Source organism: Planococcus lenghuensis, from assembly GCF_001999905.1.
Classification (GTDB): Bacteria; Bacillota; Bacilli; order Bacillales_A; family Planococcaceae; genus Indiicoccus; species Indiicoccus lenghuensis.
Map to the genome: position 1 here is coordinate 41058 of NZ_CP019642.1, position 12268 is coordinate 53325.

Annotated in this window: 13 protein-coding genes; 3 read left to right on the top strand and 10 right to left on the bottom strand. The window is 44.1% G+C overall.

What is annotated here, in order from left to right; genetic code table 11:
* Window positions 1-64: 64 nt before the first annotated feature.
* The 3 genes from B0X71_RS20450 to B0X71_RS20460 form a co-directional block, all read right to left on the bottom strand.
* Complete coding sequence (locus tag B0X71_RS20450) at window positions 65-1228, bottom strand: toll/interleukin-1 receptor domain-containing protein (RefSeq protein ID WP_077591405.1); 1164 nt, start codon at window positions 1226-1228, stop codon at window positions 65-67.
* 223 nt (window positions 1229-1451) lie between these two features.
* Window positions 1452-2450, bottom strand: coding sequence for a hypothetical protein (locus B0X71_RS20455; protein ID WP_077591406.1), 999 nt, complete (start codon window positions 2448-2450; stop codon window positions 1452-1454).
* Window positions 2451-2480: 30 nt separating this feature from the next.
* Entirely contained in the window at window positions 2481-3212 is a 732-nt protein-coding gene (locus B0X71_RS20460) for a DUF4145 domain-containing protein (protein WP_077591407.1), read from the bottom strand.
* 445 nt (window positions 3213-3657) lie between these two features.
* Here B0X71_RS20460 and B0X71_RS20465 point away from each other — a divergent pair, with 445 nt between their 5' ends.
* Both B0X71_RS20465 and B0X71_RS20470 read left to right on the top strand, forming a co-directional pair.
* Window positions 3658-4560 (top strand): hypothetical protein, encoded by a 903-nt coding sequence (locus tag B0X71_RS20465; protein WP_077591408.1) that lies wholly within the window; start codon window positions 3658-3660, stop codon window positions 4558-4560.
* A gap of 24 nt (window positions 4561-4584) precedes the next feature.
* Window positions 4585-4962 (top strand): PBECR3 domain-containing polyvalent protein, encoded by a 378-nt coding sequence (locus tag B0X71_RS20470; protein ID WP_077591409.1) that lies wholly within the window; start codon window positions 4585-4587, stop codon window positions 4960-4962.
* A gap of 376 nt (window positions 4963-5338) precedes the next feature.
* Here B0X71_RS20470 and B0X71_RS20475 read toward each other — a convergent pair whose 3' ends face one another.
* The 4 genes from B0X71_RS20475 to B0X71_RS20490 all read right to left on the bottom strand — a co-directional run bounded on the left by B0X71_RS20475 (window position 5339) and on the right by B0X71_RS20490 (window position 7566).
* On the bottom strand, window positions 5339-5815 hold the full coding sequence (locus B0X71_RS20475) for a hypothetical protein (RefSeq protein WP_077591410.1): 477 nt from the start codon (window positions 5813-5815) through the stop codon (window positions 5339-5341).
* Window positions 5816-5955: 140 nt separating this feature from the next.
* Window positions 5956-6189, bottom strand: coding sequence for a hypothetical protein (locus tag B0X71_RS20480; RefSeq protein WP_077591411.1), 234 nt, complete (start codon window positions 6187-6189; stop codon window positions 5956-5958).
* A gap of 55 nt (window positions 6190-6244) precedes the next feature.
* Window positions 6245-6703 (bottom strand): JAB domain-containing protein, encoded by a 459-nt coding sequence (locus tag B0X71_RS20485; RefSeq protein ID WP_077591412.1) that lies wholly within the window; start codon window positions 6701-6703, stop codon window positions 6245-6247.
* A 539-nt stretch (window positions 6704-7242) separates the two neighbouring features.
* On the bottom strand, window positions 7243-7566 hold the full coding sequence (locus B0X71_RS20490; protein ID WP_077591413.1) for a hypothetical protein: 324 nt from the start codon (window positions 7564-7566) through the stop codon (window positions 7243-7245).
* Window positions 7567-7910: 344 nt separating this feature from the next.
* Here B0X71_RS20490 and B0X71_RS20495 point away from each other — a divergent pair, with 344 nt between their 5' ends.
* Window positions 7911-8366 carry an ASCH domain-containing protein gene (locus B0X71_RS20495; RefSeq protein ID WP_077591414.1) on the top strand — a complete coding sequence of 152 codons (456 nt, stop codon included), beginning with the start codon at window positions 7911-7913 and terminating at the stop codon, window positions 8364-8366.
* A gap of 54 nt (window positions 8367-8420) precedes the next feature.
* Here B0X71_RS20495 and B0X71_RS20500 read toward each other — a convergent pair whose 3' ends face one another.
* The 3 genes from B0X71_RS20500 to B0X71_RS20510 are packed head-to-tail and all read right to left on the bottom strand — an operon-like array spanning window position 8421 to window position 12262.
* Entirely contained in the window at window positions 8421-10040 is a 1620-nt protein-coding gene (locus B0X71_RS20500) for an ArdC-like ssDNA-binding domain-containing protein (protein WP_232336895.1), read from the bottom strand.
* Window positions 10033-10254 (bottom strand): hypothetical protein, encoded by a 222-nt coding sequence (locus B0X71_RS20505; RefSeq protein WP_077591415.1) that lies wholly within the window; start codon window positions 10252-10254, stop codon window positions 10033-10035. Before B0X71_RS20505 ends, B0X71_RS20500 begins: the two co-directional genes overlap by 8 nt.
* Window positions 10255-10276: 22 nt before the next feature.
* On the bottom strand, window positions 10277-12262 hold the full coding sequence (locus tag B0X71_RS20510; protein WP_232336896.1) for a VirD4-like conjugal transfer protein, CD1115 family: 1986 nt from the start codon (window positions 12260-12262) through the stop codon (window positions 10277-10279).
* Window positions 12263-12268: the final 6 nt, after the last annotated feature.

Below are 12268 nucleotides of genomic sequence, written 5' to 3' on the forward strand. Positions count from 1 at the left end.
TTCATCCTTTATTGTTCGCAATATGCAATTTTAACGAACAATGCTTTTAATTTTTCCTTTGGGACTAGTATCCTCTATACTCGTTCCAGTTTTCGTTTTTATCATAGTTTAAGGAACCTTCAAGCCCACAATGGTTCCACAATAAATCAAATGAGGGTTGTAACGCTTTGTCAATACTATCTTCCCAAGAATTGATTTGGATGACAGGTAACTCTAGCTTAGATTGTTCTATAGCGTCTGGCTTATGAAGTCTATTTGCTGTTCTATAACTTGAAATTCTATATCCTTCAATGTCATATAAGCAAATCCCTATTGCTATGGGTAATCTAATACCTATGCCTTTAAGAACTTTTAGATAGTGTAACTTAACGTGCTCAATTATTTCTTTCTCGAATTTATCAATTATAATTTCTTTCGTATTTTCGCCTAGAGAAAGTAAACCAGATTCAACTGCTTCTATTATTCCGTTTCTATAAAACTGTACATAAGAGTGTGTTTCGTTTACTTGTTGTCCTCTAACAAAAGCCGCAAAACCTTCTTTATTTACTTTAGGGTCCCAACCATACGTGAAAAGAGGCTTCAAATTTTTGTGTGCTGACAATTCTTTTGGTGAATATACTTTACTCTGAGACAGTGCTTCTATAGGTATTAAATGGAGTGAGAACTTCGGTCCCTTCGGAATCTTAAAAATATCTTTTCCATTTTCTATTTCTGAAATTCTTTTGTCCAGCCAAGTGGCATACCATCCTCTAGAGGAAGTTACAGGATTATTTTCTTTTTTCTCGATAATGCCGGGGAAAAGCGGAGCGATAGGTGGTTTTTGCCGCTCTCTTTTTATGCCTTCTAAAATAGATTGCTTTGCTTCTTCTTCATTTTTCCCCACTAAGTCAATATAAATTATAGGAGACAGAAGACCCTCTAATTTAATGTCTTCAATCCGTACCGGAATAAATTTTCTTGATACACCAGTAGGATCTGAAGCAAAAGCTGCTGCCCACTCAGGTTGTGTATTAAGCGCACTCAAGTAGTTGTTCGATAAAAGAGCCAACGTATGTTTAGAATTAGCAGATCCTTTCTGCATTTGAAGTACGAAGTTGTTACCAGGTTGGAAATCCCATGCTTGTATAAATACCTGGTAATTTTCTTTTTCGAGTATCCAAGCAATCCATTCGGCGAATTTTTCATCCTTATGGTTATAACTAATAAAGAAATCGTACTTGATATCCAAGGAATCACCTCATTGTAATTATATATTTCTATTGTAACAAATCTTCTTTTTATTGTTCGTTAAATTGATATATTGCGAACAATGAATTTGCTTTTGAGTTAAATGGAATTTAATATAATTTTGTTTTCCAGTAACACTTATCCTATTTATTTCCTCTATTTCTTTGTTAAATTGTCATGCTACAAAACAATAAGGGGAGAATGCTTTTTTGAGAAATTTTCCCTCATTCAAAGCACTTAATTATAATTTCCTCAAAATGACTTAAGGCTTCCTCAATCTCCTTTTTGTAAGGAGTTCGTCCGCTATCATGGGAAAGATTATTAAGTGAAATTATGAAACTTTTAGGTATATTAATCTCCATCTTACCTAACACTTTAACTATATCTCCTAAGTTTAAATGGGCATAGCTCGATAATAGATTATCGTAGAGAGGTTTTAAAACCTCGTATTCTTCATTCCCATAGCGCGTATTGCTTAACACATAGTATTTTAAGAGTCTCTCAGTTTCAGTACGAATTTCATTTCCTAAACCTTTCATTTTTCTTTCATCTTCATAATCGGTTAGCTCTAGGAATTCTGCTTTCCAAGTAGACAATGAAAATACGAACTCATTAAAGGTTACTTGTCTCATTATTTCTTGGCTTTGTTCATCTTCTAAGGGATTAATTTTTTCCTGGATTAATAAAGAATTAATCGGAAAAGGGATCATTTGACAACTATGACTGAATTTCTTTTGATCTACGAAGATGAATTCTATGTAGTGAGGAGTATCGATTTCTACAATTTCTTCTTTACTAATGCAGTTTTTCTCCATAATCTCTTTCTTTAATTCTTTTTTGGTAAAGTATCTACAATTAACAACTATATATAGCTCATAGCTATAATCTATAAATTTCAATGATTTAATATCTACTGCCTGATAAACGTATACATTATTTCCGAACATGGCCATCTCCATGGCTTGAAAGCTACTCACCTCTCCCTCTTGTAAGTAGCTTTCAAAGTTCTTCCAATACAAGTAAAAAAATTGCCCTTCTCTTTTTACTGAATGAAGTTGATCGGCATATCCCCCGCCATAGTAATCAACATTCAAATCTCCATCTGTTCTAAGGATGATTTCTTCTAAAAACTTTAAAATAGTTGTAGGTTCCATTAATTCATTCGGCGAACCATAATTTTCCCAAGTTTTATATAAATCCGATTTTACTTTTCTCTCACTCACGCTAATGTACTCCTTTGTTTTGGCGTCTTGTTATTTTGCCTGCTCTTTTAGCACTTTGTCGTTCCTTCTCTCAATGCCTTTGAGTTTTTCTTCGGGAATAAGTTCGTAAATCTCATCAATTTCCTTTTTCTGAGTAATCATTCGATCTACTACAAAATTTAAAAGCTTAAATAAAGCTAGAGCGACTTCCTGATTATCATGTAAATCAATTGTTCCAGGATGAACCGCTTCGTTTCCTATTACTCTTAAGCTATCTAATGCCTTTTCTACCTCCTTCGGTAATCCCTGTCCCACTAATTCGCCTATCATAGTATCTATTCCACTCTTTTTAGCTCCCACTTGTGGCAATAGTTTTTCTAAAGCTAAACGCAATAAAGCAGTAGATGCAGTCGGTGATAGAGGACTTACTTCTCTTGCTTCCCTGTAAACTTTTGCAACATCTTCTGGCATATCCGGATTTGGCAACGGCGCTACTGGAGACTTTGGGTATATAATTTTACCTCGTATCCAAAATGCAGGCTTGTCGCATGTATAGCACTTGCTCATGGCAGCGAGGTTGTTAATCATGTATCCACTTCCCCCTCCATTGTTTGGAGCATCAAGAGATGTATAATTCTTTTCTCTAAGATTAGCGGATAGTATGTAATCCATGTCGTGTTGGTTATACTCAATCTCATACCAATCTTGCTGCGAGAAGACAGAACAATGCGGACAACTAAAACCGCTTTTTCCGTATGTCGGTGGAATAAACTTGTCGTACATCAAAATCCCTACTTTTCTAAATTTTACTAGTATTGTATCACCAGCTACTTATATTATCTAAGATTTTAAGAATAGAAAAACTGTTTGCACCTAATGGCCCGAAAAATACACATTGAATATAGAATTACCGGTTTCTTTTTATGATGCTGAACTCATTAACCTTCAATAAATCGGGCATTTTTTAATATGAAGCGTCAAAGAATAAAAAAGTACTTGGATACGAATCTATTTACGTGTTGTCTAATTCGTATTAGCTACTTGTGTCTATTTAATCGTCTATGTTAATCGTTTAGTTTTTATTCTAGTTTGTACGACTAAATAAAAACTAAAAACGTCATTTTCATGCACATGTTTTTCAATATGACTACATAAAAGCGCATTTGTATGCTCATTTTAGTTCGTGCTATTCTATGGTTAACGATAATAAGAGAAAGAAGGAAATAGTATGAAAAAGGATGTTAAAAAGAGATTCGGATTATCTTCTTCGATACCTGCAACAACAGAAGAAGATCGAATGCTAAAGGAATACCATCAGAACTGGAGACAAACTAACAGTTCACTCCCTGCCCCTTTTCTACCGCTATTTGTTAGTTTCAGAGAGAAACATCTTAAAACAATAGACGGGGGGCCCTTGAAGTTATATCTGTATTTCGCTTATGCAGCTGATAATTCTTATGGTCACAGCTGGCACGGCGTTGAAAAAATAGCGGATTTTTTTGGAGTCCAAACAAGAACCGTAGATAAATGGATTAAAGTATTGGTAGACAATAATTTAATTTACCGGGAGCAACATGGGAAAAAATCTTCCACTACTTATTTGATTCCTTATTCAGACACTCTTATCCGGCAACGTCTTCAGAAGACAGCGGAAGAACCCGATAATCAAAAATCCCTCGATATACTGATCGATAAAATAAAGAAATCCGAATCGTTGTATGGTCCTATTGCAGAAGTACTTCATCTTTTTCAATGGAATACCCAAAAATCTGAACCAGTAGTATCAGACAATATCCAATGGTTCTTTATTGTTACTCGAAGGGAAGATGACGTATTAACTTGTCACTATCTTCCTCTTAAAAATGCTAATCACCACGGTCTCAATGAAGCCGAAATTGAAGACGTGGCTAACTTCATTAGTCCATACCACCATGCGAATTACAGTGTACGAGGTATCGCGTTAACGCATTCAATTAAACTAACAGATTCAAATCCTGGACCTTACCTCGGATTAGCACGATCCATACTCCTAGACGAAACATGGAACTGGGCAGATTACCCTTCTGTCCAATATGGTCCTGTATCCAGCTTTTTTAAAGAGGAAAAGAAAAAGGTGGATCAGAAGGAATGATAAGTTTGAAAGGAGCAGGACCTTATGCCACATGAGATAGGAAAAGTAGATGAAATTGTCATCCGTATACTCAATCTTTCTTTGGAGACAGATACACCCATTTTTATAGGGGAAACCAACTTGCAACATATGAAGGATGAACACCCTGAGGATTTCATGAAATACGGAAACAAAATATCAGAAATTCTCCAGTCACCTGATTTTGTCGCAAAACACCCTCGAAAGGATTCAATTGAGTTCATCAAAAAATATTATGATGAAGAAGTTGAAGATTATGTACTGGTTGCAGTTAGAGCAACCAAAAGTAATATCCATTTCGCAAGAACACTTTTTGTGATGGCAGACGAAAAAGTCGTACAGTACAATGCAAAAGAAGCCTTGAAACCATATAAAAAGCCATAGCTATTAGCTATGGCTTCATGGCGCAAGGACTTTAGGCGGGGTGGCACTCCCGCATCTCCAAACAAAGGGCGATGGCTGCCTGTTCCATCTTCAGAAAATCCTCGCGATATTCGTAAACTATTAAATTATCTATATATAATCATAACGCTGTAGCAACAATTTGTAAACCTACATGTTTGGTTGTCGCCCTTCCTTTTAGTAGCAAATAGTTGGATTCCCTCCATTTGTCACTTTTACAAGAATGTACACTAGCCCTGCATCAGACAAGCTCCCTTCTCCTTTCTTATGTTTTTCCTATCACTTAGTAGTAAGCGCACCAACCATGGCTCCATAATTAAACTAGTGAACCAACGAAAAACGCAAGGAACACGGGCAATCAATCCGGTGCTCCTTGCTTGTCTGTGATATATTGCTGTGCCGTTTCCCGTAGCCAGTATGGCTTTCCACCGATTGTTACGGTCTCCTCCGGCAATTTCCCCCGTTTCCAGTACATGTGCAGCTTTTTGACGTCTATCGAGAGCCCGTTCTCACTTAAAAAATCAGCAAATCCTTTCTGACTCAGCAAATCAGCTGGATCTTTAATGATCAATGGTTTTGGCGTCTTCGCTAAGTACGTGTCTTCGTAAAAATACGTTTGCAGTTCCTCCAGCGCAAGTGGAATCCAGGACGGATCGAGGTTTGAAAACAACTTTTCTAGTTGAAACGGCTCTTCATATTCAAAAAAACGAGCCAGCTCAATCACTGTTTGTTCGTGTGGACTGACTGCCAGTTCTTCAGGATGGATCTCCTCTTTCTCGACATACGGTTTAAGGGTTGGGAAATTATTTAATAGATTTTCTGTGGCGGTTTTCATGCATTTCATCCTCCTCTTTGTTGAATCACTCAACACCCACTTATAGTTTAACGTGCTTTTGTTGAGTAATTCAACAAAAACCTTATTCATTCTCACAGCAATAGCCATCAGAAAGCACGCTTTCTGATGGCTGCCGCTTTTTAAAACGATAGGTCGCTGAAGGCGGTATTCTCTTCGGCGGCCGCCAGTACCCGGTTTTGGACTTTGAAGGGAATCTGCATCTGATCGCAGCGGTCGAATAGAGCGGCCAGTGCGTTTCGGCTCTTCAGGATTTCAGGTACATCCTGGTGGCAGGCTGCCACGTGCAAATTCCGCCGCCAAAAACGGAGGCTCCTGAGGGTACTTGTTTGTTCGTTATTCAATGGCTGATACATCGTGAATCACTCCTTATCGTTGGTTTTGCAGAAAGGGGAATTCCCCTTTCTGCGGTTAGATGACACCTTTTTCCTTCAATGACAGGCTATTGGACGGGCTGACGATGATGGAATCGAGAAGTTCGATGCCGAGTAGGTTGCCCGCCTCTTCCAGCCGTTTGCTGACGTCGATATCCTCGGGCGAATACTGACAGTCACCGGACGGATGGTTATGTGCGACTAAAATAGAAGCGGCGTTGTTCAGTATGGCCGATTTGAACACTTCCCTCGGATGGACGATGCTCGCATTTAGGCTTCCAACGTGACAGCGATGGACAGCAATCACATGGTTTTTCATGCTCAGACACAAGACGAGGAATACTTCCCGGTCCTCATCCCCGATTAACGCTTGGATAAAGGATGTGGCATCACGGGATGACCGGATTTGCTGAGGAAGAAGGCTCGTATAGGGTTCTTCCACTTCCCTGACCTCTTGTTTGATTCGGACGATTTCGACCAGGTTTTCAAATTTCATGGCTGGCTCTCTCCTTTTTGGTTTGTCCGCCGGGCGCTCATCTTCCCAAAGGGGAGGATTTTTGCCTTTTGGCATGGAGGACGAACACATCCGATAGCCGACCAGTCAAGGGTTTCAGCGAAACAAGTTTTTCAGCGCAGCACGAATTGAAAAAGTTTTTCGCCCCTTGACTGGCTGTTTTCCGTCGGCTCCTGTCTTAGCCGGAAACAGGGATAGGGCGAAGCCGAGGAATCTGTCCCTGTTTCCGGGTTAGACAGGCTCGGAACGTGTACGCTCCGGAGGGCAAAAGCAAAAAGCACAGAAAAAGGCAGCCGCTTCGGCTGCCTTCCGTTTGATCTTTTCTCTTTATCTTTTTCGGCTCGTTCCCTCGTTAGAAAAAGCCAGGAACCTACGGGCTGTCCGTGTAACGCTACAGCCCGTGGTTATCGGATTTTTTAGAGGGAAGCGACACGCTAGGACGGCTTGGGAAGCGGTGTATGCGCAACTAGCCGTCCTCGTGCTGCCGCCCGCCTATTATTTCCGCTTGAATCATTCGCTTATCACCATAGCACTTTTCGTGTGGTCTTCTTCCGCATATGGCGCGTCTTCTTCAGGTAGTGGCTCCGAATCAGCTGATGGAGCGGATCGCTGGCCTTTGACTGGATAACGTCCCGGACGACACTTGTTTCAATCGGCTCTTGCTGATTAGCTCGTTCCGCATTCAGCACTTCTGTAACCGTTTTGATGCTGCCATGGATGGCATAGAGCTTGATGATTCGTTTTTCCAGTGTCTCTTCTCCGTACGCTTCTGCCAGCTGGACAAACTGCTGCAAGAATTGGATCTCCTGTTTCGCTTCCTCGACTGTCGGTAATCGTTTCATCATCCGGCGCCTCCCATTATCCTGAGCAACTCTTATTTTATAAATGGCTCGATTCTCTCTTATTTCAATATCCAGCAGTGAGTTTCCTGCCCGATTTTCGCGACTCGAGGAAATATTGCTGTGAAACCGAAAGAGCCAAAAGACAAGTGGAGAAGCATAGTGGTGCCCAGTTTGCCCTGCTGTTCACCCTCACCTATCGAACAGGGAACAGTCTCCCGTTGTCGAACTGCGGATTCACAGTATCGTTCGACCATTTACAAAAAAGTTGAACCGTTTTCCCTCTAAAAAACGCACATGCTATAATTCTGTTATCATTTTAAATGGTGAAAGAAAGCAGGTGAATACCTATGAGTAATGATTCCATAACCCAAATGTGGGAGGAATTTAAAAAGATGAACCCGAATGCGCCAAAAAGTTATGAAGCGTGGGCGTTTGGTGATTCGAAGGAAATGGCAGATGAACTTGCAGCATTAGTAATTGACGGTACCAAGACAGCGACGGCTTCTAATTTTTTATTGTATGAGGAAAACGAGCCGTTACCATACGTGGGTCTTCACAATATTATTCTCGATGGGGATGGAAACGCCGTAGCAATTGCTGAAACTACTTCTGTCGAAATTGTTCCATTTGATGAAGTTTCGGCAGAACACGCTTATTTAGAAGGTGAAGGCGACCGCACGTTGAAGGATTGGCGCGATGCACACGAAGAATTTTTTAAAAAAGAGTTTAAAGCGGTTGGCCAAGAGTTCCATAATAAAATACCCGTTGTGTGTGAGAGATTTGAGGTAATACATAAAAAATGAAATGAAAAACAAGCGGCTGAACCCTGAAGAATCCAGCCGCTTGTTTTGCGTGTTTTATTCCCGTTCCAATTCCTGTTCTTTATCTTTGACCGCGGAACCGAGCTGCTGGAACGCCTCTTTCGTACGGACCATCTGCGCATTCTTGTCGTTTGCCTGTTCAAGCTGCTTGCCCAGCTCCGCTTTCGATTGAATCCGTGGATTTTTTACCAAATACCAGCCGAGCGTAACCCCTGCCCGGTGCTCCGCTTTCAAGTCCTTCTCATTCAACACGTTTCCTAGCCGTTGATTCAAGTGCTGCACGTTCACTTGATGCAGACGCGCTTTCTCCGGATGTGATGACTTGGAAAGAAACCGGTCGGTGTTCAGTGACTGCGCCAGTCCGGTTTTCTGGATGAACTGATCCGCTTCGGCTTTCTTCTGAAATGTCCGCTGGGAGGTATCGCCGCCTTCCAGCGTCACCGCGTACGTCCCTTCATCCAGTTTCGTCACTTCCAGCACATCTTCCACCTTTCGATAGTCCGTCACGAGTTCCTTATTGTTCTCCAGCACGTTCAAGACCCCGTACCGTTCCCCGATATCCTGAATCGGCACGATTCGATTCGTATTCGTCCGGAGGAAGTAATGCTGATCCCGCTCGCTTTGCTCGATCGTTCCGTAGACGACGAGCCCATTCTTCGTGTCCGCCAGCTGCAGTGTCGGGTTGTCCTCGAACGAGAAGCCGAACTTCGCTTCCAGGTCTTCCTTCACTTTCTCGGGATTGATGGATTGATAAAATTCATTAATCTTTTCCTGCTGCAGGGAATTGAGCTGTTCGATCATGACACGGGACGTCGATTGCACTTCCTGAATAGCCTGTTTTGCCAGATCTAAATCCTGCGCCCAAGTTGCGATATAGCCGGTTGACGAGAGCGATGTATCGAACCCGTAATACTGCGAGACGATATAAGCGGTGCATTCGGCTTGTGCTTCCTTATGCCCGCGCGGCAGCTCTTTCAGTTCGCTTTCCCGGTGGTGCAGCTGACTGTGTGCGTACTCGTGGATTAGCACCCGGAACTTCTGCTCGGCGGTCTGCGAGACCGCGGTATTGATGACAATCTCATTCGTCATCTGGTTGTAGTAACCGCCGTACCCCTTGCCGTCATGGGCTTCTTCTTGAATCGTGAGCGGTGTCACGTCATTCTGATTCACTGAATCGATGAACCGTTCGTACAGCTCAGTCAGGGACTCTGTGGACTTGAGATCATTTTGGACAAATTCCCGGACATTCGGGATGTCTTTTCCGTCTGTCTGCGAGATATCGAACACTTTTCCGACTGTGAATCCGTTGATGCTCTGCCGGATCTCCGTCTGGGGGTCTCCATTCGCATCCCGCAGAATCTCGCCGGTCTGCTGATTGACCTTCTGTGTTTCGATTTTCTTGAAAAGCGGCACAAAGATATCAATCCCCTTCTCCCCTTTGTTCACATGGCGGCCGAGCTCCTGCCATTGGCGGAATCCGCGAACCATCGTGGCGTCCGGATGCTGCGAGACGATCATCAGCACATTATTGAACGAATACTGGTGCCCGCTGGCCATTACATCAAGCATCTCCTGGAACCGGTTATCGCGGAACATGGCTTCCAGGTTCTCTTCGAGCCGCTTATTGATATCGGTCAGATCCAGCTTCTTAGACATAATCGATCACATCCTTTCTGACGTACCACGCCTCGTATAAGGGCTCCTGCCGGCCAACAAGGCGAACAGGGGCGTAACAGACCACTTCGTAGTCCAGCACGTCCTCCTCCAAATCGAGGATGCCTTCATATGTAAGTGCCTCGAACGGCACCGGATCGCGAAAGCTCAGAATCCGTTTGTCACTTGCGAGAATATCACTGATCGTCACCAGCATCCGCTGTTCTCCCCTTTCTGTCTTATAGCAGCGTCCGGAGATCGGTCGCTTCTTTTTCTTGCAGCCGTTCGGTTATGCTCCGTTCGGATTCCGGCTTCTCTTCGGCCGCGGCCTGTTCCGTCTCTTCCTCAAATTCATCGAAATCAAGGTCGAACAGCGCCGATTGGTCGATCTCCTCCTCGATGACACGGGTCACGGTTCCGCCTGAAGCAAAGGTGTCCGCTTGCGGCTCGGGCTGCTGCGCCTCCCGCTCTTTCCGGAAGGAACTGAAGCTCTCGGTAACGGGTACCGGCGCATGGACTTCTGTGTGGCGCTCGACGTAATCACCGAAGATATCAGATTGCCACGCCTTTTGCAGTTTCATCGGATGTAGCCCGCTAACGAACAGGTAGCTGTCGTTTCGATCGATATTGGCCAGGTCGCCTTCCGGAATGAGCGAGCGTTTGACGTACTGTTCGGACTGGCTCTGACTCGCATTCGATTTCCCGCTCATGAATCCGCCGCTCTGGCTTGTGGAACCGGTCTGGATTTTGGCCGTCGTCTCTCCTGCCAACTGGGAGAAATACTTGATCGTCTCCATGTCCTTGCTGCGAAGGTACAGGAGTGTATCGTGGTTCGAAAGAATGGAACGGGTCATTTCCTTCCCGTAAATGGCTTCGAGCTGGCCGTTGTCCTGGACGATCGTGTTCATCGATAACCCGAGTCCGCGGCACGTGGCCAGCACGCGTCCATATTTCTCGATTTTCCCGATATTCGCGAATTCATCGAGCAGAAAGATCGTCGGAATCTTGAGCTTCCCGCTGTTTTCATCGGCCATCCGGTAAAACTGGGCAATCAGCTGATCGAAGAAAACCGACGTGAGCGCCGTGAACGGGTTCTCATCCATCGGCATTTTCACGTACAGAATACTTTTATGTTCCTGGAACTCCCGGAAATCGAAGTCGCTTTTCCGGGTCATCCGACTAATCTTCTGCAGTGTGAAGATGCTGATTTGGGACGCGAAGGAAGACGTGACGCTTGCCCGTGTGTTGCCGCCGAGTGTCGTGAGTCCTTTTAGCAACTGATACGCTGGATGGTGCTGGCCCAATTCCTGGTCCACCCATTGCTGAAACGTTTCTTCATCTGGTGCCACTTTTTCATTAAACACATTGAGCACGTCTTGCATGGAAGCATCCGGAATCTCGGTCTTGCAGTACACAATCAGCCCGGCCAGCATCTTCTGCGCCCGTTCCATAAAGAAGTCTTCTTTTCCGTCTTTCGTGGCATTCTTCGCCACGGTAAGGGAAATGCGCTGCGCATCCTGGTCATCCAGCACATAATCCAGCGGGTTGTACCCGTCCTGCTGGAAGTTGATGAAGTCGATCTGATAGACCCTGTAACCCTGCTTCCGCTTAATAGCTGCCGTCTGATCGAACAGCTCCCCTTTTGGATCCGTCGCAATCAGCGTCTCCTCTTTGTTGTTGAGGAGGTTCGGAATCACATACGACTGGCCTTTCCCGCTTCCGCTGGACCCGACAATGTAGACGTTCCGGTTATCAATTTTCGTCGTTCGCGGAATGATCAGAAGCCGTTTCTTTTTCGGCATGCGCCCGACAATCAGTCCATTCGCTAAAGCTTCCATTGTTTTTTCCGAATCCTTCGGATAGAACGTATTCTGTTTGGAGAACTGAATGCCGTTGGCTGCGTCGCTTGGTGCTGTGAACCGGGCAGAGCCATGTACGCCAAAGCCGTGGGCATCTTCATACTTCGGCTCGAACAAATTCATCTTGGAGAGAAACCAGGTGAAGAAGACGAGCGCCAGCAGGCCGACCAGCAGTTGGGACTGACGGCCGCTTTCTTCGAACAAAAAGCCGAGTGTGCCGGACCAATCAAGCAGCAGGGCATCGAGCCGCCCCTTCTCCTCCAGAAAGCGAAGGAGTCCGGCAATCGTATACCCGACCACCAGTGTGAGCAGGAGGACGACACCCACTTTAAGTCCGGCGCCCTTTTTCAGTGATTTATTCCGCATATCGCT

Coding starts and splice junctions, on each gene's coding strand:
- B0X71_RS20460 (WP_077591407.1), bottom strand. CDS start 3,212: ATGTACGACAAGTTTATTCCACCGACATACGGAAAAAGCGGTTTTAGT.
- B0X71_RS20465 (WP_077591408.1), top strand. CDS start 3,658: ATGAAAAAGGATGTTAAAAAGAGATTCGGATTATCTTCTTCGATACCT.
- B0X71_RS20470 (WP_077591409.1), top strand. CDS start 4,585: ATGCCACATGAGATAGGAAAAGTAGATGAAATTGTCATCCGTATACTC.
- B0X71_RS20475 (WP_077591410.1), bottom strand. CDS start 5,815: ATGAAAACCGCCACAGAAAATCTATTAAATAATTTCCCAACCCTTAAA.
- B0X71_RS20480 (WP_077591411.1), bottom strand. CDS start 6,189: ATGTATCAGCCATTGAATAACGAACAAACAAGTACCCTCAGGAGCCTC.
- B0X71_RS20485 (WP_077591412.1), bottom strand. CDS start 6,703: ATGAAATTTGAAAACCTGGTCGAAATCGTCCGAATCAAACAAGAGGTC.
- B0X71_RS20490 (WP_077591413.1), bottom strand. CDS start 7,566: ATGATGAAACGATTACCGACAGTCGAGGAAGCGAAACAGGAGATCCAA.
- B0X71_RS20495 (WP_077591414.1), top strand. CDS start 7,911: ATGAGTAATGATTCCATAACCCAAATGTGGGAGGAATTTAAAAAGATG.
- B0X71_RS20500 (WP_232336895.1), bottom strand. CDS start 10,040: ATGTCTAAGAAGCTGGATCTGACCGATATCAATAAGCGGCTCGAAGAG.
- B0X71_RS20505 (WP_077591415.1), bottom strand. CDS start 10,254: ATGCTGGTGACGATCAGTGATATTCTCGCAAGTGACAAACGGATTCTG.
- B0X71_RS20510 (WP_232336896.1), bottom strand. CDS start 12,262: ATGCGGAATAAATCACTGAAAAAGGGCGCCGGACTTAAAGTGGGTGTC.